The sequence below is a fragment of the Flavobacterium sp. genome (assembly GCF_017744675.1).
Classification (GTDB): Bacteria; Bacteroidota; Bacteroidia; order Flavobacteriales; family Flavobacteriaceae; genus Flavobacterium.
Genome location: NZ_JAGIAV010000001.1, coordinates 984,872 through 1,005,744, shown reverse-complemented (window position 1 = coordinate 1,005,744; position 20,873 = coordinate 984,872). Strand labels below are relative to the sequence as shown.

At 32.7% G+C, this 20,873-nt stretch carries 18 protein-coding genes; 9 read left to right on the top strand and 9 right to left on the bottom strand.

Translation table 11 applies throughout. From position 1 onward, the window contains the following. Nucleotides 1-8: 8 nt before the first annotated feature. From J7574_RS04425 to rpe, 4 genes are all read left to right on the top strand, one after another. Nucleotides 9-560, top strand: coding sequence for a sigma-70 family RNA polymerase sigma factor (locus tag J7574_RS04425; protein WP_290964719.1), 552 nt, complete (start codon nt 9-11; stop codon nt 558-560). Next, the gene (locus tag J7574_RS04420) at nt 550-2,133 is read left to right on the top strand and encodes a hypothetical protein (RefSeq protein WP_290964716.1); all 1,584 of its coding nucleotides are present in this window, start codon (nt 550-552) and stop codon (nt 2,131-2,133) included. The genes J7574_RS04425 and J7574_RS04420 overlap by 11 nt, the downstream gene beginning before the upstream one ends. A gap of 83 nt (nt 2,134-2,216) precedes the next feature. Continuing rightward, nucleotides 2,217-3,080, top strand: coding sequence for a sigma-70 family RNA polymerase sigma factor (locus J7574_RS04415; protein WP_007804760.1), 864 nt, complete (start codon nt 2,217-2,219; stop codon nt 3,078-3,080). A gap of 388 nt (nt 3,081-3,468) precedes the next feature. Then, nucleotides 3,469-4,131 carry a ribulose-phosphate 3-epimerase gene (gene rpe, locus J7574_RS04410; protein WP_290964714.1) on the top strand — a complete coding sequence of 221 codons (663 nt, stop codon included), beginning with the start codon at nt 3,469-3,471 and terminating at the stop codon, nt 4,129-4,131. Between the two features lie 73 nt (nt 4,132-4,204). Here the strand turns inward: rpe and glsA are convergent, their stop codons facing one another. The 3 genes from glsA to J7574_RS04395 all read right to left on the bottom strand — a co-directional run bounded on the left by glsA (nt 4,205) and on the right by J7574_RS04395 (nt 8,432). Beyond that, on the bottom strand, nt 4,205-5,242 hold the full coding sequence (glsA, locus tag J7574_RS04405; protein WP_290964711.1) for a glutaminase A: 1,038 nt from the start codon (nt 5,240-5,242) through the stop codon (nt 4,205-4,207). Nucleotides 5,243-5,361: 119 nt separating this feature from the next. Then, nucleotides 5,362-6,156, bottom strand: a complete 795-nt coding sequence (locus J7574_RS04400; RefSeq protein ID WP_290964709.1) for a DNA/RNA non-specific endonuclease — start codon at nt 6,154-6,156, stop codon at nt 5,362-5,364. Nucleotides 6,157-6,248: 92 nt separating this feature from the next. Beyond that, the gene (locus J7574_RS04395) at nt 6,249-8,432 is read right to left on the bottom strand and encodes a carboxy terminal-processing peptidase (protein WP_290964707.1); all 2,184 of its coding nucleotides are present in this window, start codon (nt 8,430-8,432) and stop codon (nt 6,249-6,251) included. Nucleotides 8,433-8,645: 213 nt separating this feature from the next. Between J7574_RS04395 and surE the strand changes: the two genes are divergently transcribed. From surE to J7574_RS04370, 5 genes are all read left to right on the top strand, one after another. Then, nucleotides 8,646-9,425 carry a 5'/3'-nucleotidase SurE gene (gene surE, locus J7574_RS04390; protein ID WP_290964705.1) on the top strand — a complete coding sequence of 260 codons (780 nt, stop codon included), beginning with the start codon at nt 8,646-8,648 and terminating at the stop codon, nt 9,423-9,425. Next, nucleotides 9,418-9,687 (top strand): hypothetical protein, encoded by a 270-nt coding sequence (locus J7574_RS04385; protein WP_290964703.1) that lies wholly within the window; start codon nt 9,418-9,420, stop codon nt 9,685-9,687. The genes surE and J7574_RS04385 overlap by 8 nt, the downstream gene beginning before the upstream one ends. Before the next feature lie 63 nt (nt 9,688-9,750). Next, nucleotides 9,751-10,872, top strand: coding sequence for a lipid-A-disaccharide synthase (gene lpxB / locus J7574_RS04380; RefSeq protein ID WP_290964701.1), 1,122 nt, complete (start codon nt 9,751-9,753; stop codon nt 10,870-10,872). A 6-nt stretch (nt 10,873-10,878) separates the two neighbouring features. Beyond that, entirely contained in the window at nt 10,879-11,376 is a 498-nt protein-coding gene (locus tag J7574_RS04375; protein WP_290964699.1) for an NlpC/P60 family protein, read from the top strand. A gap of 52 nt (nt 11,377-11,428) precedes the next feature. Continuing rightward, on the top strand, nt 11,429-13,453 hold the full coding sequence (locus tag J7574_RS04370; protein WP_290964698.1) for a ComEC/Rec2 family competence protein: 2,025 nt from the start codon (nt 11,429-11,431) through the stop codon (nt 13,451-13,453). A 2-nt stretch (nt 13,454-13,455) separates the two neighbouring features. On the opposite strand, the gene J7574_RS04365 is transcribed toward J7574_RS04370, so the two are convergent. The 6 genes from J7574_RS04365 to J7574_RS04340 all read right to left on the bottom strand — a co-directional run bounded on the left by J7574_RS04365 (nt 13,456) and on the right by J7574_RS04340 (nt 20,720). After that, a complete protein-coding gene (locus J7574_RS04365) occupies nt 13,456-13,905 on the bottom strand; it encodes a thioredoxin family protein (protein ID WP_290964695.1) in 450 nt (149 codons plus the stop codon). A gap of 262 nt (nt 13,906-14,167) precedes the next feature. Further along, nucleotides 14,168-14,623 carry a thioredoxin family protein gene (locus tag J7574_RS04360; RefSeq protein ID WP_290964692.1) on the bottom strand — a complete coding sequence of 152 codons (456 nt, stop codon included), beginning with the start codon at nt 14,621-14,623 and terminating at the stop codon, nt 14,168-14,170. Between the two features lie 214 nt (nt 14,624-14,837). Next, on the bottom strand, nt 14,838-15,305 hold the full coding sequence (locus tag J7574_RS04355; RefSeq protein ID WP_290964689.1) for a thioredoxin family protein: 468 nt from the start codon (nt 15,303-15,305) through the stop codon (nt 14,838-14,840). Nucleotides 15,306-15,351: 46 nt separating this feature from the next. Continuing rightward, complete coding sequence (locus J7574_RS04350) at nt 15,352-16,836, bottom strand: peptide MFS transporter (RefSeq protein WP_290964687.1); 1,485 nt, start codon at nt 16,834-16,836, stop codon at nt 15,352-15,354. After that, entirely contained in the window at nt 16,837-18,513 is a 1,677-nt protein-coding gene (locus J7574_RS04345) for a peptide MFS transporter (RefSeq protein ID WP_290964685.1), read from the bottom strand. Nucleotides 18,514-18,548: 35 nt separating this feature from the next. Further along, nucleotides 18,549-20,720, bottom strand: coding sequence for a S9 family peptidase (locus tag J7574_RS04340; protein ID WP_290964684.1), 2,172 nt, complete (start codon nt 20,718-20,720; stop codon nt 18,549-18,551). Nucleotides 20,721-20,873: the final 153 nt, after the last annotated feature.

The window sequence follows — 20,873 nt, the reverse complement described above, 5'->3', positions numbered from 1 at the left end:
CTTCATTTTTGAATTTAGACCAAATCATAAAAGGCTGCATCAGGCAGAACAGGAAATCACAAGAAGAACTTTACAATCTCTATTATAAAAGTCTTTTTGTGATAAGTCTAAAATATTGTCAAAATAATTCTGAAGCCGAAGACACTCTCCATGATGCTTTTATTGAAATATTCACCAACATAAAAAACTTTAAAGCAACAGGAAGTTTTGAAGGATGGATGAAACGGATTTTGATAAATAAAGCAATCAGCAGATATAAAAATTCCTTTTTTCTCACATCAATTAAAGATGATAACATCCCTGAGATAACAATTAATGATTCTGAAATGGACTATCCTATTGATTATTTATTATCATTAATACAAGAATTGCCCCATCAATATCGATTAATTTTTAATCTCTACGAACTTGACGAATACAGCCACAAAGAAATTGCCGGAATGCTTTCTATAAGTGAAGGCACATCAAAATCTAATTTGCATAGAGCAAAATTAATTCTAAAAGAAAAGATCACTTCAACAAAGTCGTTCCATAACTATCAAGCAAGCCATGGAAAATAAAAAAGAAATAGGTAAAATATTTAAAGATAAATTAGAGCTTTTGGACAAAAGTCCAAGCAACAATTTATGGGCTTCTATTGAAAGCGATTTAAACAAAAAAAGGAAAAGACGTCTTTTATTCTGGCTTATTCCAAGTGTATTGCTAATGGGAATTGCCAGTTCAATTTTCATTTTAGAATTAAACCAAAATCAAAATAAACCATTAAATTTTGAAGAAGATAAAACTGTTATCGATAGATCTGAAACAACAAATGACCAAAAGAAACCATTGGTGATCAAAAACAATACCTCACAAGATTCTGTGAACAAAACAATTTATACAACGAAATCAACAGCAAAAAAAACAGTTGAAACTCCAAGTGAGACCAAAACAACAATTAAAAAAAGCAGGACAGAAAAATTAATCAAACAATCTTCAAAATTGGTAGCTACAACAGACGAATATGAAGAATATGAAGTGGTAAAAAAATACAAAGTAATCATTAGAAAAAACAAAACTGTTACAACTTCTAAAAAGCCTAATTCTGTTTCAGAAAAACCAGAAAGCGCTCCAAAGAAATCAAATAGTACTGCTAAAAAAGCATCTGTAATTTCAAGAAAACCAAGTGCTAAAACCACTTTAAAGAATCCAAAAAATAATATTTCAAAAAATAGCACTTCGAAAAATAGTGTTGCAAAAAGCAAAAAGAAGAAATCGACAATTCAAGAAAGACAGAGTGATTCAGTTGTCTCTCAAGATAATCAGCCTATAAAAACTGAAGATTCAGAAAAAAGTAATACAAAAACCACCAAAGAGAGTTTAGAAGATTCAGACAATCCAAAGACAATTAAACAATATAGTATTATTCCTCAACAGAAGAAAAAAACAACTCCAAAAAGAGAATATATTGAAAGAGAATATCCTGAGCAAACGAGTGAAAAAGAACCCGAATTTTCAGTTTCTGTCTATTACGGACCTGCTATTTATGGTTCGTTATCAGGAAAATCAACAATAAATGAATCTTTTGATGATGTTTCAAAAAGCCATTCGATAACTTCTCATTACGGAGTTTACTTTAAAACTATGTACGGGAAATTTGGATTCAAGGCTGGTATTTCTAAAATAAATTTAAAAATATCCAATCATTTAAACAATCAATCGCAAATCAATTATGAAAATATGGTTCTGACCAATAATGATATTTATAATGTTATTGCGAATGATGAAGATATTCGGCTGGTGCAAAAAATATCTTATTATGAAATTCCCTTTGAATTCATTTATGCGATTAAAAAAGATGAAACTCCATACGGCATTGAAGCTTTTAGCGGATTTAGCGCTATGATGTCAGATGCAAATGAGCTTTATCTGTCTTCTAATAATTTAAAAAACGAAAGAATAGGCTCGACTAAGAATTTAAACAAAATGAATTTATCATTTAATTTAGGAATGGGTCTTTATTATAAATTAAATGATAAATTTCAATTGGATTTCAATCCTATTTTTAAATATTATTTAAGCACTTTCAAAGATTATAGTGCGCCAAAACCTTATAGTTTATCGCTTCAATCTGGGGTCACCTATAAATTTTAGAAAAAAATAAATAATTATTGTAACTTTATTGATACTCCTTACGTATAACCATTTGTACACTTTAAAAATAGGGAGACAACAACATGAGACAACTTAAAATCACCAAGCAGGTAACTAATCGTGAAACTGCATCGTTAGATAAATATCTACAAGAAATTGGAAAAGTTGACCTAATTACCGCTGATGAAGAGGTAGAATTAGCACAAAGAATAAAGGCTGGTGATCAAAGAGCTTTAGAAAAACTAACAAAAGCCAACCTACGTTTCGTAGTATCTGTGGCTAAACAATATCAAAATCAAGGATTAACTCTTCCGGATTTAATTAATGAAGGAAACTTAGGTTTAATTAAAGCGGCTCAACGTTTTGATGAAACTCGTGGTTTCAAATTCATTTCTTACGCTGTATGGTGGATTCGCCAATCGATTCTTCAAGCATTAGCTGAACAATCACGTATTGTGCGTTTACCATTAAATAAAATTGGTTCTATCAATAAAATCAACAAAATGTATGCGTTATTAGAGCAATCTAACGAGCGTCCGCCTTCTGCTGAGGAAATTGCAAAAGAACTTGACATGACTGTTAACGACGTAAAAGAGTCTATGAAAAACTCTGGACGTCACCTATCTATGGATGCGCCTCTTGTTGAAGGAGAAGATTCTAACCTTTATGACGTATTGCGTTCTGGCGAATCTCCAAATCCAGATAGAGAATTAATTCACGAATCTCTTCGTACTGAAATCGAACGTTCTTTAGAAACATTAACTCCAAGAGAGGCAGATGTTGTTCGTTTATATTTTGGACTTGGCGACCAACACCCAATGACTCTTGAAGAAATTGGTGAAACTTTCGACCTAACTCGTGAGCGTGTTCGTCAGATTAAAGAAAAAGCAATCCGTCGATTGAAACACACTTCTAGAAGTAAAATCCTTAAAACATACTTAGGATAAACAATATTAAATTTCAATATTTAAAATCCCAAATTACAATTGGCTTGGAATTTGGTTATTTTAAATTGGAATTTTCCCGCAAACAACAGTTTGATTGACTGTTCGTTTTTTGATTGATGATTGAAACTCCGGCTGATTACCGGAGTTTTTTATTTTTTACTGAAAAGTTTTTTTACCGCAAAGACACAAAGGATAACGCAAAGTTCGCAAAGTTTTTATCTTAAAAGAAAACAGGGGACACAAAGCTTTGTGAACTTCCTATTCTTGAATAATCTTAAATAAAAAACTTTGCGTACTTTGCGTAAATCTTAGCGTACTTTGCGGTTAAATTATCCCATTCATCATAAAAAAATTATCTTTGCAATAAAACAACACACAAACAAATACAATGAAAAATACATTTATAGCTCCTTCTGTCTTAGCTGCAGATTTTGGTAATTTACAGCGCGATGTCGAAATGATTAACAACAGCCAAGCCGATTGGTTTCATATCGATATTATGGATGGAGTTTTTGTACCCAACATATCTTTCGGAATGCCCGTTTTAGAAGCTATTTCAAAACATGCCAAAAAATATATCGATGTACATTTAATGATTATCGATCCAGATCGTTACATTAAAACTTTTGCCGATTTAGGAGCGAATGGACTAACGGTACATTATGAAGCTTGCACGCACTTACACAGAACACTTCAAGCAATTAAAGCTGAAGGAATGAAAGCTGGAGTTGCAATGAATCCACATACCAATGTAGATTTGTTAGAAGATGTTATTAATGATATCGACGTAGTTTGCATTATGAGCGTAAATCCTGGATTTGGGGGACAATCATTCATCGAGAACACTTATGACAAAATAAAGAAGCTAAAAGCGTTAATTACACGCAAAAATGCTTCAACATTAATCGAAATTGACGGTGGCGTGACAAGCAAAAATGCAAAACAATTAGTACAAGCTGGTGCTGATGTTTTAGTTGCTGGAAGCTTTGTTTTTAAAGCTGAAAAACCAACAGAAACAATTGCCGAGTTAAAAACTCTTACTAGTTTTTAATTTTTCATCTAAACACATAAAATCAAAAAGTCCTAAAAATTATTTTTAGGACTTTTTGATTTACCACAATATATTAATTTTTATTTGGCTCAATCCAATATGGATTTACCTTAAGCTGTTCAACAATATATTGAATCGCTTTTTGCGCCTTCAAACTGTTTCCAAATTTATCTAAAGGAGGCGAAATAACAGCGATTCCAAATTTACCTGGACATACTGCCAACATTCCTCCACCAACACCACTTTTTGCAGGAAGGCCTGAATTAAATAACCAAATACCTGAATTGTCATAGAGTCCTGCAGTTGCCATTACTGGCAAGGTATACATAACTGTAGCTTGACTTACAACTTTTTCCTTAGTAACCGGATTAACTCCACCATTTGCAAGTGTGGCAGCCATTGTTGCTAAATCTTTTGCATTAACATTCAATGCACATTGCTTTGTATAAATATCTGTAGCCTGAACAGGATCAAAATACATTTTGCCATAAGCTAATAATAAATGTGCAATAGCTTGATTACGCAAATTATCTCCTGCCTCACTAATATAAACAGGACGATTTATAGAAAGTTTTCTTCCTGCAAAGTCGCTTTGGATTTTCATAATTTCTTTCCATTTTGCTACAGAATCATTCCCCTGTACAAGGCTTGTTGCTGCGATTGCGCCTGGATTTACAAGAGGATTAATTTTATCTCCTTTGTGCATTTCTACTGCAACAATAGAGTTAAAAGGCAATCCTGTCGCATCTACACCTATTTTATCTTGCAAAACTAGAGGACCTTGTTCTTCAATAACTTTGGCCATCGTAAACACTTTCGATATACTCTGTATGGAAACCATCGAAGTTATATCACCTTTAGTATATACCGTTCCGTCTGTAGTTATGAGTGCAATTCCAAAAATATTAGGATCAACATTGGCTAGTTCTTTAATGTAGTCGGCATTTTTTCCTTCTTTTAAATCTTTAAATTTATTAAAGGCGTTATTAAGAACATTTTCTATATTTTGCTTTGTTAATGTTGTTTGAGAGTAACCCCGATTTATGATAAAAGTAATCATCAGAACAACAAAAATCATTTGTTGCTTTACTCTAAGAAAAATGTAATGCATGATATTTTTGGTCTAAAATTAGTCTTTTAAACAGGCATATAAAAATTACCTTTTATTTTTCATGGCAACACATTTCTTTCAATACACTTAAAGCGTAGATAATCAATACAGTATTTAAATTAAAAATTTTTATCGCTTTTCAAATTTTTCAGATTCGGGAAGAAATCAATTCCAGTCATTTTTTCTAAAGTTTCAATTGGAACCACAAAATCATAAATCGATTGATCGCTTTTTTCATTCGGAACCAAGAAAGCAATGGCTTTATGCTCATTACCTTTATTAGCCAAAACGATTTTATAAAAATATTTAGGAACAGCGACTTTTTCCATTCCTATTTTTTTGTCCGAATCTTTCGCAATTCCGCCAGTTACGACATAAATATTATTGTATTTTCCTGCCCAATAGCGCGTTTTTTGCTCTATTCTGTTCCAAATTCCGGCATTAAATTCTTTTTTCTGAGGAGAAATATTCGACGTATAAAAAGTGTCATTGTAAGCATCTTTGCTAAATTCCATATCTCCGGCAGGGCAAAGATGTCCTTTATCATAACCTGATTTTTTATAATTTCTCCAATCTGCAGAACACGTAGTTACTTTTGGATCTTCAATAAAATAAGGTCTTTTATAATCATGATTCTTTAGATATTCTCTTTTCAATTCGTAAGCCACCCATTCTGCCTGTTCAAACTTTTCGTTGTACGATAAAGTATAATACTGGTGTTTTACAATCTGTTTTGTCGTTGAAGTTGGCAAATAAGCAACTGTATACAAAGAGTCGGTACTTGTAGAATTTCCTTTAAAAGAAACCGCTTCACTACCTGCCTTTTCTTCTCCTAAATTTCCCTTTTCTAAGTTCTCTTTTTTACAAGAAAACAGTACACAACTCATTAAAATCAAACTTAAACAAACTTTCATAATTCTATTTTTATGAGTTAAACTTACAAAAAAACGCTCCATAAATTCAAAATTTATAGAGCGTTTTTAAACAAATTAAATTCTTTTCGAACTTAAGACTTCACTAGTTTATCCTTTTTCATTTTAGGATTAACTGTATTTTTTACCAAACCTTTTGTCTGTAAATCATCTAGTACGTTTAATGCTTCTTCTACATAAACATCTTTAGATAAAGCTTGGTGCCATGCATCTCTTTTCTCTTTTAAAGAAGCATCAGCTTTCATTTCGTCTTCTTCATACGGAAGTGATTTAAAGATTAAATCGTTTTTGTAATCAGAAATCGGTTTGTATTTTTTTCCTTCGTTTTCAACTTGTTCCTGAGTTTCTTTAAAACTCTTAATATTCAAGCTGTATACGTTTTCTTTGTTCTTTACATCAATCCATTTTGCATTATCATCAATTAATTTAAATTGAGGATTTTGAGCAATTCTGTTTTTACTATTATTGATGGCTTTAGTAAAATTCTCATTAGAAGTCCAAGTGCTATAATCTGCTGGATCAATTTTGTCCCAAGGCATTGCATTGTCAATATCTCTCTCACCCATTTTTAAGTAAGCATAACGATCTGGCATCACCACATCACTATGAACACCCTCTAATTGAGTAGAACCACCGTTAATTCTGTAGAATTTTTGTCCAGTAATTTTCAATGCTCCAAGATCTCCATAATTTGCATTACGCACAAACTGATTCAAATCTAATACGTTTTGCACCGTTCCTTTACCATAAGTTTGTTTGCTTCCGATAATTACACCACGTTTGTAATCTTGAATTGCAGCCGCTAAAATCTCAGATGCAGAAGCAGAAAAACTGTTCACCATGATAACCAATGGTCCATCCCACTCGATTTTTTTGTCTTTATCGTATAAAACTTCTTTCTTTTTACCAGCAGATTTTACTTGAACAATTGGTCCTTCTTCAATAAATAAACCGGCAATGTCAACAACCGTAGAAAGAGATCCTCCACCATCATCACGTACGTCTAAAACAATACCGTTGATGTTTTCTTTTTTCAATCTCTCTACTTCTTTTGCAATATCTTTTCCTGCATCACGTCCGTCTTTGTTTTCAAAATCGATGTAGAATTTAGGAAGATAGATTACTCCATATTTTAAACCGTTTTTCTCTACAACACTAGACTTCGCATACGTTTCTTCAATTTCAACAACATCACGAATGATCGAAATTACTTTAATAGAACCGTCAACTTTCTTAACTGTCAGTTTTACTTCAGTTCCTTTGTGACCTTTAATTTTTTTCACAACATCATCCAAACGCATACCCACAACATCTACGGGCTCTTCATTTCCTTGAGCAACTTTCAAGATCAAATCTCCTGCTTCAAGTTGTTTTCCTTTCCAAGCTGGACCTCCAGAAATCAACTCATCAATCTGAGTAAAATCATTTTTCTTAGTCAAACGAGCTCCAATACCTTCTAGTTTCCCACTGATATTTACATCAAAACGATCTTTTTCTTCTGGTGCAAAATAGCTTGTATGCGGGTCGAAACGAGCCATGATAGAATTCAAATAAACAGAAAACCAATAGTCTCTATTCAAATCTTTAATTACGCTAAAATTATCATCTAAAGATTTTAAAGAACTTTCGCGAGTTTCTTTTTCTAAAGTTTCAAAAGATTTTTCTTTGTAAGCTGGATCTTTTTTCTTCTTTTCTTCTTCTATTTTTTGTTTGGTAACCAAAGAAGAAAGAGTAGACAATTTGATTTGTTTTCTCCATCTTTCATTAATCTCTGTTAAGTTTTTTGCATACGGAATTTTTTCATAATCTGCATCAAAAGTCTCATCTACATTATAGTTAAATGGCTGACTCAAAATCGTTTTGTAACGTTTTTTACTTTCTTCCATACGCTTCATCAGCCTTGTATAAGTAAGATTAAAAAACGTAATGTCTTTATTCAAAAACTGATCATCCAACATCAATTCATATTGTTTGAATTCGTCGATATCAGACTGCAGGAAAAATCTTTTTGAAGGATCTAGAGCTTCAATATAATCTTTAAAAATACCTTTAGAAAATTCGTCATTTATTTCTGCTGGGCTATAATGTCCTTTTTCAATAACAAATGCTAATAATTCTAAAAGTGTCTTGTCTCTGTTCGGATCTGGGTCGATTGTCCTATCGGCATTCATCTTAAATGCAAATAATGTAAGCGATAAGCACAATACGGCTATGAGTATCTTATAATTTCTTTTCATAAACTTTATAATAGCATTCATCAATTTTTTTATCTAAGTTACGTTAAAAACTATGCCACGAGAGCTAACGTCACGATAATTTTTTGTTAAAGATATAAAAATGTTTAATTCGCAAAAAAGTTCTTTACCTTAGTTGACAAATTTTGCTTTTTTTGTGACTTATCCCAAAGAATATGCGACTAAATTTGTTTTTAAAATCTTACAATTGTTAAAACTACACATAATTTTTATTAAATGAAAGCGGAAAAACCACTAATATTAGTGACTAACGATGATGGAATTTTGGCTCCCGGAATTAGAGCCCTTATTAGCGTTATGGAAACGATTGGCGATGTGATTGTCGTTGCACCAGATAAACCGCAAAGTGCCATGGGACATGCCATAACTGTCAACAACACCTTATTTATTGACAAAATTTCCAAAGACAATGACGCAATTGCAGAATACAGCTGCTCTGGAACTCCTGTAGACTGTGTAAAACTGGCAGTAAACGAAATTTTAAAACGTAAACCCGATTTATGCGTTTCTGGAATAAATCATGGTTCAAATTCTTCTATCAACGTCATCTATTCTGGCACCATGAGTGCAGCCGTAGAAGCTGGAATTGAAGGCATTCAGGCAATTGGATTTTCTCTTTTAGATTTTGACTGGAATGCTGATTTTGAACCTATAAAATCTTTCGTAAAGAAAATAACTTTAGAAACCTTGGCTAATAAACTGCCTCCCGGAGTGGTTTTAAACGTGAATTTCCCTAAATTGAAAGAATCTGAAATAAAAGGCATTAAAGTTTGTCGTCAAGCGAAAGCGTACTACGCACAGAAATTTGATAAAAGACAAACTCCTTTTGGGAAAGATTATTACTGGCTTGCCGGAAAATTTGTAAACGAAGATAAAGGCGAAGATACCGACGAATGGGCTTTGGCAAACGGATACATTTCTGTAGTTCCAGTACAATTTGATTTGACTGCCCACCACTCTATTCAGCAACTTAACACTTGGAAATTAAATGACTAAAGAAATACTAATTGGTTTTATAATCGGAATTTTTACGGCTCTTTTAGGAAGCTATTTGTTCATCACTTTTTTTACAACATTTGATATTTCGTCAGGATTTCAAATGATTAGAGAACATGGATATCTTGGAAAAATAATCACTCTTGGAACACTTTTAGATCTTGCCGTGTTTGCAATTTTACTAAAAAGAAACAAAGAATATATGGCTCGTGGCGTAATTTTAGCCGTGATTGTACTGGCAATTTCGACATTAGTTATTTAAATCTTATCTTTGCTAAGTTACCGTTCAGAATTACAATTTTAGCACATTTACAAAAAAACCAACATGAAGTATTATATCATTGCAGGAGAAGCCTCAGGAGATTTGCATGGTTCCAATTTAATGAAAGCATTATATGTTGAAGATCCAGAAGCAGAAATTAGATTTTGGGGTGGCGATTTAATGCAAAAAGTGGGCGGAACTCTTGTAAAGCACTATCGAGATCTGGCTTTTATGGGCTTTATCGAAGTGATTTTTAATTTAAATACCATTTTAAATAATATTAAAATCTGTAAAAAAGACATTTCTGAGTTTAAACCAGACGTGATTATTTTTATTGATTATCCTGGTTTTAATATGCGAATTGCAAAATGGGCAAAAGCATTAAACTACAAAACCCATTATTATATTTCTCCGCAAATTTGGGCTTGGAAAGAAAACCGAATCAAAGCAATTAAACAAGATGTTGATAAGATGTATGTTATTTTGCCTTTCGAGAAAAGCTTTTACGAAGACAAACATCACTTTCCTGTCGATTTTGTTGGGCATCCGCTTATTGATGCTATTCAGAATCAGCCTGCTTTTGACGAAGCTTCATTTAGAAAAGAAAATAATTTAGGTGAAAAACCAATTATTGCCGTTCTGCCAGGTAGCCGCAAACAAGAAATCACCAAAATGCTTAGCGTGATGCTTAGCGTTGTGGATGATTTTCAAGATTATGAATTTGTAATTGCAGGCGCGCCAAGTCAGGAATACGAATTTTATCAGCAGTTCTTAAAAAATAAAAACATCGCATTTGTTTCGAACAAAACATACGACTTGCTTCGTTCTTCGACAGCAGCTTTAGTGACTTCTGGAACTGCAACTCTTGAAACTGCACTTTTTAAAGTGCCTGAAGTAGTTTGTTATAAAGGAAGCGAAGTTTCGTATCAGATTGCAAAACGCATTATCACTTTAAAATACATTTCTCTTGTTAATTTAATTATGGATCAGGAAGTTGTAACCGAATTAATTCAGGGAGATTGCAATAAAAAACGAATTAAAGAAGAACTTCAAAAATTATTAGAGCCTGACTATCGCAATAAAGTACTGCATAATTACGATATATTAGAACAAAAATTAGGCGGAGTTGGCGCGAGTAAAAACACAGCAAAACTCATTGTTGCCGATTTGAAACAAAATAATTAATTGATTTTGAAAAGAATAATCCTTTTTCTGCTTTTGGCAATTGCTTTTACTTCTTGTAAATCGACTTCAACAGCGGTATCAAAAAGTGAATCAAAAAACGAGTCTAAAAAAGAAAACAGAGCTTTGGTTAATAATTTAATCGAAAAAGCAACTGATAATATTGGCGTTCGCTACAAAGCAGGAGGAACTACAAAAAACGGATTTGATTGTTCTGGACTTGTTTATACCACTTTTGAAAGTGAAAATATTCAACTTCCGAGAAGTTCCTACGATCAGGCAAAAATAGGAAAAGTCATTCCGCTAAATGATGCTCGAAAAGGCGATTTAATTTTCTTTAAAACCAACAAAAGCAGACAAATTAACCATGTCGGATTAATTACAGAAGTCAATTCTGATGAAATCAAATTTGTACATTCTTCCACATCCAAAGGTGTTATCGTTTCTTCTACAAAAGAACCTTATTATAAAAACTCTTTTGAGCAGGTAAATCGGGTTCTTCCTTAAAAAAAATATTTTTTTTATTATTTTTCTTACAAATATTTAATACTTTTAAATCATGAAAGTATTAGATTTTCCGTTAGTAAAAATTGCAATTGCCTTTATACTTGGCATTATTGCTTCGTACTATCTTCATTTTCCTATTTCAATAGTTACTTTTTCCCTTTTGCTTAGCTTCATCGTATTTTGTGGAGTTTTCTTTTGGACTTTTAAACGCAATAGGAACTCTATCCTATTTGGAATTTCAACTTGTGTTCTATCCTTTTGCATTGGAACTTTTACGCTTTTAAGCCACACAGAAAGTCTTCAAAAGGATCACTATACACATTGCAAAGCGGCATTTGAAAGTAAACAGACGATAACTTTAATTCTACGGGAAAAATTAAAGAGCAACGATTATAGCGATCGATATATTGGACTTGTAAAAACAATCTCTAGAAAACCTTATTCAGGAAAAGTAATTGTAAACGTTCAGAAAGACAGCAGCAACAACCAACTGATCATAGGAAATAGCATTAAACTGCAAACGGTTTTACAGCAAAACAAGCCAAGCAAAAATCCGAATCAGTTTGATTACAGCAGATATTTGGCCGATAAACAAATCTACGCCCAGATTTATTGCCAGAAAAAAGAAATTCTGGTTAGCAAAACCATCCAAAAAGACATCTGGTATTATTGCGCCAAACTGCATTCTAGAATAATCCGTAATCTCGAAAAATCAAAATTCAATCCAGATGAAATGAATGTCGCATTGGCATTAATTTTGGGCCAGCAACAGGAGATTTCGCAAGAAATAATCCAAGATTACCAATATTCTGGAGCTACACATATCTTATCTGTTTCAGGGCTTCATGTTGGGTTTATAATGCTTTTTATCACCTTTATCCTCAAACCAATTCCGAACACCAAAAAGGGCTCGTTCTTTAAACTAGCCTCAATTCTTGTTTCTTTAGCTGGTTTTGCCATTATTTCTGGTTTATCTCCTTCAGTTCTGAGGTCTGTCGTGATGTTTTCTTTTCTTGCAATTGGAAATCATTTACGTCGAAATGGAAATATTTATCATACTTTGCTAGTTTCAGTTTTACTGATATTACTTTTTGAACCCTATTTCTTGTTTGATGTTGGTTTTCAATTAAGCTATATCGCATTGTTTTTCATTCTTTGGCTACAGCCTATTTTGAAGAACATTTACAAACCAAAGAACAAATTAATAATTTACATTTGGGAAGCCTTAACGGTTTCTTTCGCCGCACAAATTGGTACTTTACCTTTATGCCTGTACTATTTCCATCAATTTCCAGGCTTATTTTTTGTCACCAACATCATCATACTTCCCATTTTATCTTTCATTATGATTGCTGGAATTGTGGTTATGATTTTTGCCATTTTTACCAGTCCGCCACTATTTGTGACCGTGGTTTTTGAGAAAAGCATTTATCTCCTAAACTTCATGATTCATGCTGTTGCTTCTGTAGACTCATGTGTCATTCGCGACATCAGTTTTAATTTGTATCATTTATGGGCATTTTCATTCTTTATTATTGGGTTCATTGTTTGGATTAAAAAACCGAGTTTTCATAAACTGCTGTTTGTTTTTGCATCCATTATAATGATTCAGCTTTCTTTTATTTTAACCAAAATCAAAACGGAAAACGAAGAAGAATTAATTGTTTACAACGAAAAAAACAACACACTTGTTTCTGAGCGTTCAGGAAAAAATCTAGTCCTATTTACGAGAGATAACATGATTAAAAATAATAGAAATGTAAATTCGTATCTCGTCGGAAATTCAATTGCGTTATCTAAAATTAAAGAGGTTAAAAATGTGCTTTATTTCAAAAAGGCCAAAATTTTGATAATCGACAGTACCAAAAGTTTTTCAGAAAAAATCAAACCTGACATTTTAATTCTTACTCAAAGCCCAAAAATAAATTTGGAACGATTGATTCAAAATCTTCAGCCCAAAATTGTAATTGCTGATGCATCAAATTCAAACTCAATCCTGAAATATTGGAAGAATAGCTGTCTCAAAAAAAATATCCCTTTTCATTCAACAAAAGAAAAGGGATATTATAGATTATAGTTTTATTCTGGGTTTAAAATCGAATCGGATTCTGAAATCCATGATTTAACACCAGATTCTTTATAGCCAATAAGGCCTAGTTTATTAAAATTGGTTTTCCCTTTTCGGCTGGTGACTTCAGAAAAACACACTTGCGGAATTTCTTCAATGCCAAAAGCATTTTTTAATAGTAAATTTTGTTCCTTAGTTGCGTCTGGAATAGTAGGATCTGACAGATCAAGCTTGACCAAAATAACATTTTTGCGTGACCATTCTTCGAAATCACGAGTAGAAAAAATTTCATTCTGTAATTGAGGGCTTGCACCTTGTCCAGTAAAAAAAATCAGTAATGGCTTTCTCTTTTCTGCGCTCACAGCTACAGCATCATTAATATCTGTTTTCCATATTATATTTTGAGAATTCATACAAAATGGACTTAAAAGCAATAGTAGGATAAGTAGTTTTTTCGGCATATAATTTTAGTTTGGGTTATGTTAATAAAAACTAAAATAATATAAAAATAGAATCCGATGAAGAATTTAAGAGATTAAAAACCAACTTCTAAGCATTAAAATCAAATTGACAATAAATAGCTTATTTTTTAATAAATGTTAAATAAACACTACTGAAAATAATCAAATTCTTGGTGTTTGTTTTTTAGAATAAAAAAATCCCCTTTTGCAAAACAGAAGGGGACTAAAAAAAATTAAAATAAAAGTCGAATGAAATCGTTTATTATTCTGATGGATGCAAAATTGCATTTGATTCTGCAATCCATGCTTTTGCCCCTCCAGGCTTGTAGGCTAGTTTACCTAAAGCACTAAATGTGGTTTTGTTTTTTCTTACCGATGCCATTGCAAAGCATACTTCTGGAAGATCTTGAACTCCAAATGCATTTTTCAATTTCACATTTTGTTCGCGGTCACTATCCGAAGCATTCATATCAGACAAATCTAATTTTACTAAGACCACATTATCACGTGACCAAACAGCAAAATCGGGCGTTTTAAAGATTTCATTTTGAAGATTTTCTGGTACACCTGAGGCAGTGAATAAAATCAACATTGGTTTTTTCTGGTCGTTACTTATCGCAATAGCATCTGTCATGTTTGTTCTCCATGCTAGATTATTTTGTGCTTGCGTCATAAATGAACCTAAAAAAAACAGTAGGATAAGTAATTTTTTAGTCATATAAATTGGTTTTGGTTAGATTAGCAAGACGAAATTAACATTATATTTTAGTTATCCAAATTTTATTGGCACAAAAAATACAGGATATGTTTTTTTACATATAATAAAATACCAAATACTCAATTACTAGAATTATTTTTAAGAATTTTTCCTACTAAATAAAAAAAGGTCTCTTACAGTGTAAGAGACCTTTTCATTATTTTGTATTAAACTATTATAATTTTTTCGGATGCACTATTCCTTCTGCAACAGTCAACCAAGCAGATGGTCCGCCGGCTACATATCCAGTTTTTCCGAGTCCTTTAAAATTGACTCTTCCATCTTTTGTTTCGGCACTTGTAAAATAAACCGTTGGAAATCCTTGAATACCGAAAGCTTGTTGCAATTCGTTATTTTGATTTTTAATTTCTGGAGTCTGTGCTACAGCTCTAGGATAATCTAATTCAACTAAAACCACATTATCTGTAGCCCATTTTTTAAACTCAGCAGTCTTTAAAACTTCATTTTGCAAACGAATACACCAACCACACCAATCACTGCCCGTAAAAAACATTAGCATTGGCTTTTGTTCTTTATTACTTACAGTAATTGCTTCTCTAACATCTGTATACCATTTTAATTCTTGCGCTTGAAGATTAGTGGCACCAATTAAAAACAAAGCAATAAGTACTATTTTTTTCATAATGGAAATTTTATACAAATTTATGCAAAATGTGATTACAATGTAATTATTTAACTTCTTGCATTAATTTTCTAATTACTGGAGTTAAAACAATTAAAACAACACCTGCGATTAGAGAATACAATGCCAATTGATAATATCCGTCAGTATAGGCAATAAGTTTAGACATCAAAGTTGTTCCCGTATTGGCATCAGATATTTCAGCTCCCAATTTTCCTGCAGCAAACTGGCCAAATGCACTTGACAAGAACCACAATCCCATCATCATTCCAAATAATCGTTTAGGCGATAATTTTGTAATTACCGACATTCCAATCGGACCAATACACAATTCTCCAAGTGTATAAACAAGATATCCTAAAGCAAAAACATCTAAAGAACTTAATCCATTTTCATCTACAAAAAATCTTGCGCTATAGAAAATAAAGAATCCCGCTGCAAGCAAAATAAATGACAAACCAAACTTAATAACCGTATTCGGCTCGATTTTTTTCTTAGCCATCAATATCCATAACAATCCTACCAATGGACTGAAAATAACAACATACAATGAGTTGATACTATTATTTACGACATTTGGATCAATATGAAAAAACAACATCTTGTTAGATAAATTATCTTTTGCAAATAAAGACAAGGATCCTCCTGATTGTTCAGAAATTGCCATGAACATAAAATACCCAAAAATGAATACGAATGCAGCCAAAAGTTTTCGCTGCTGTTTTCCATCTTTTAACATTATCAGCTCGTAAGCAAAATACCCTAATGCTACTATTCCCATAGTATACATAAAGTACTCTGTAAAATCAGAATTGATAACCATTATATAAACCAATGGAATTACAACAAAAGAACCTACATAAACCGCAATTTCATAAAGGCTACGTTTTTTAGGCGCATGATTTTCTAATGGAGAATTTCCAATTGGCGCTAAATGTTTTTTCGTCAAAAGAAACGTTATAACTCCGATTATCATAACAATTGCCGCAGAAAGGAAACAAAGACTCCAAGAATAGTTCTTTCCTAAATAAATAGGAATTGCACCTCCAAGCATTCCGCCTATATTAATTCCCGCATAAAACAATCCGTAACCCGCATCTCTGCGTCCGTCGCTTTCATGATACAATTCTCCTACCATTGAAGACACATTCGGCTTAAAAAAACCTGTTCCGATGATAGAAAGCGTTATTCCGTAGTAAAAGAAATCATGCGGTGAAGCTGCGATAAGCAAATTCCCAAGAATCATAACTATTCCTCCAAAGAGAAGTGATTTCTTAAACCCTAAAATTTTATCTGCAAAAATTCCTCCAATAAAGGTAAAAGCGTAAACAAAAGCCTGAATCGCTCCATATTGAAGATTTGCTTTTCCTTCCAACAAACCTAATTGGTCTACCATAAAAAAAGCTAAAACCCCTCTCATTCCGTAGAAACAAAAACGCTCCCACATTTCAACCAAAAACAAGTACCACAATTGCTTTGGGTACTTGCCTTTAAAATTTTGAATTTCTTCTAAAGTAATATTGTTTTCCATTTATCTAACACCATGCATTAATTTCTTCAATAGTGGTGTTAAAGCAAATAATAAAATTGCTGCAATACCCGTCAAGACAACAAAAACCATAAAGAACTCATATAAATTATGGATTTCGAACCCTGCAAAAATCGGATTTTGCGCACTAATTTGATGATGGTCTAGCAAAGCCAATTGGTCTGCTGTAAGTGTTACTTTTTTATCTAAAACTGCCTGTAAGTCAATTCCAAGCTCTTTTGCTTTTGCAAATTTATCACCAGTTGCAGGTAAGATAGAACCTAGAGTTCCTCCTAACGCATATCCAGATGCATTAGACAAAAAGAATACTCCGTATAATAATGATGCAAAACGTTTTGGAGATAATTTACCAACCAATGATAAACCAATTGGAGATAAACACAACTCTGCACATGTATTTAAGAAATATAGTAAGATAAGCCATTTTACCAATAAAAGCCCCGAAGTTCCAATGTAAGAAACTTGAGTTGCAATCATTAAGAAACTCATAGAGATGATTACTAATCCAGCTGCAAGTTTTACTGGAGAAATTGGCTCTTTTCCTTTAGCTCTTAAAGTATCCCAAAGAATACTAAAAGGAACTGCTAAAAATACAACAAACATTCCGTTAAAAATCTGAACCATCGATGGTGGCATTGCCCAACCAAAGAAATGTCTGTCTGTTTGGTTATCGGCAATAAAAGTCAAAGATGAACCTGCCTGCTCAAACGCCGCCCAGAAGAAAATAATAAAAAACGAAACAATGTAAATTACAATAATTCTGTCTCTTTCTACTTTAGTCAAAGAAGTATCAGAAATAATTAATCCTGCTAAAGCCAAACCACTTGAATAAATCAAAGTATAAATCAAGTTCTGCCCTACCACATAATGGAAAAAGAATCCTAAAGCAACAAATGCAATTCCCGCTCCTATTAACGCTTTTGTAGAAAAATTTGCTGTTTGCGCTTCTCCTTCTTCAAAATCTGAAGCATCATTTTTAGAAGGCAATCCTCCTAATGGTTTCCCTTCTGGAGAAACAACGTATTTATTTTTTAAGAAGTAAAAAAGAATTGTTCCTAACAACATAGCAACAGAAGCCGCCATGAATCCCCATCTAAAAGCGTGGATATCCCTAATTCCTCCCGCATCTTTAACATCTCCTAATAAAGGACAGATTGACTGCCCCAAAAAAGCTCCGATGTTAATACCCATATAGAAAATAGTAAAGGCACTATCTAATTTTGTTTTTTCTTGTTTTGGATATAAACTTCCAACCATACTAGAAATGTTTGGTTTGAAAAATCCGTTACCAAAAACAATTACTCCTAATGCAGAGTACATAATGATTTTTGCCAGACCTAAATTAGATTCAAAAACACTTCCGCTGGTAAACAAAAGCATCTGTCCAATTGCCATTAACAAACCTCCTAAAAGGATACAGTTTCTATTTCCTAAATAACGATCGGCAACAAAACCTCCTAACATCGGGGTTAAATAACAAAGCCCAAGGAAACCTCCATAAATTAAAGAAGCTTCTTCTTCCTTCATTAATAATGAATTCACAAGGAATAAAGTCAATAAAGCTCGCATTCCATAAAAATTGAACCGCTCCCACATCTCCGTTCCAAACAATACCCAAAGTCCTTTTGGATGCGCGGTTTTTACTTGTGTTTCTCCCATATTATTCACTATTTAATTAGGTTTATATTTTTAGATTATAGATTTTCTTTGATGAAATTGGTCATTTTTGTGTAAAGCTGAACTCTAGTGTTTCCGCCATAAATACCGTGGTCTTTATCTGGATAAATTTGAGAATCAAACTGTTTATTAGCTTGAATTAAAGCTTCCATCATCTGCATCGAGTTTTGAACATGTACGTTGTCATCTCCAGAACCATGAATCAATAAGAACTTCCCTTTTAATTTACTTACGTGATTAATTGGAGAATTTTGATCGTATCCACTTGCATTTTCCTGCGGAGTCTGCATATATCTTTCTGTGTAAACGCTGTCATAAAAACGCCAGTTTGTAACTGGAGCAACCGCGATTGCCATTTTAAACACATCATTTCCTTGGAAAATACAGTTAGAAGCCATAAATCCTCCGTAGCTCCATCCGAAAATTCCAATTCTTGAAGCATCAACATACGGATAAGCACCAATTACTTTTGCTGCATCAATCTGATCTTCAACTTCATATTTTCCTAATTCTTTTTGAGTCACTTTTTTGAAATCAGCTCCTTTATAACCTGTACCTCTTCCGTCAACACAAGCAACGATATAACCTTGCTGAGTCAATGAAAGGAACCAGTAGTCATTAGAATTATTCCACTGATTATTTACCTGTTGAGATCCTGGTCCAGAATATTGGAACATGAAAACAGGATATTTTTTTGAAGGATCAAAATCTTTTGGTTTTAAAATCCAAGCATTCAATTCGTTCCCTTTGGCTGTTTTTAAAACAAAATATTCTTTTGAAGGAAGGTTATACGCTTTCAATTTATCTGCTAACTCCTGATTGTTTTCGATAACCTGAATTTCTTTTCCTGTTTTAGCCTCGTTTAAAGTATAAGTTGTAGGCTGTGTATTACTTGAGAAAGTATTAATAAAGTATTGGAAATTTGGACTGAAAGTTGCTTTACTTGTTCCCACTTTAGAAGACAAACGCACTTTATTTTTTCCGTCTAAACCAATTCTGTAAAGGTCTCTGTTAATAGAACCGTTTTCTGTAGATTGGTAGAAAATAGTTTTTGTTTTTTCGTCGAAACCGTAGTATGAAACAACTTCCCAGTTTCCTTTAGTAACTTGATTTTTAAGTTTTCCGTTTTTATCATACACATATATATGATTAAAACCATCTTTTTCGCTAGTCCAGATAAAACTGTTATCTTTTAAGAACGTTAAGTTATCTGTAATATCTACGTAAGCTTTATCTTTTTCGTTTAAAACTACTTTTGCAGCAGCCGTGTTTCCATCAATAAATAATAAATCCAAATTATCTTGGTGACGGTTTAAAACCTGAGCAGAAAGCACATTTGCATCGTTAGTCCACTGCATTCTTGCAATGTAGAAATCATTGTAATTTCCTAAATCTACTTTTTTAGAAGCATTTGCAGCAGCATCATAAATATGCAATGAAACTACAGAGTTTTTTTCTCCTGCTTTTGGATATTTGAAAGTTTCAATGGTTGGATATAAATCTTTGTGGAAAATTGACATAGAAAATTCCGGAACCTGGCTTTCATCAAAACGGATGTAAGCTAGTTTTTTACTGTCTTTACTCCAATCAAATGCGCGCACAAAAGCAAATTCTTCTTCATAAACCCAGTCAGTAATACCATTTATAACAGCATTTTTCTTCCCGTCTGTTGTTACAGCAGTCGATTTTTTTGAAGCAACATCATAGATATACAGGTTGTTTTCTTTCGCGTAAGCAATTTTAGTTCCGTCAGGTGAGAATGTTGGTTCCTGAATTTGAAAATCAACAAGTTTAGTTAGAGATTTAGCTGCGATATCGTAAAGGAAATAATCGGCAGTAAAAGAGTGACGGAAAATTTTAGATGAATTACAAGCAATTAAGATCTTTTTTTCAGAAGCATCAAAAGTATAGCTGTCAATTCCGTCGGCAAGTTCTTTGTAGTTTTTTGTATCAATAAGGTTCGATACTTTTTTCAGCGTTGCAAAATCGTATAAATCAATCTGCATGCTTCTGCTCGCCATATCAACATTTAAAACAGTATATTGATTCGTATTTTTTAGCGATTGCAGCTCATCCATTCCTTTGGCCCGGAAAGTGCCGCTAAAAACATTTTCGACAGTTATTTTTTGCTGTCCAAAAACGACTGCAGTTAAAAATAAAAGTACTGCAGTAAATTTACTTGTATTCATTAGAATTATTTTAAATATAAAAAGAGCCCAATTTTAGTAAAAAAAATAAACATAATACACATTTTAAGTGTTAAATGTTAAAAAAAATAACGATTGCGTACTTTGATGTCTAAAATAGATTGCAATCAAAACTCTTAAAATAGTATCTTTGCC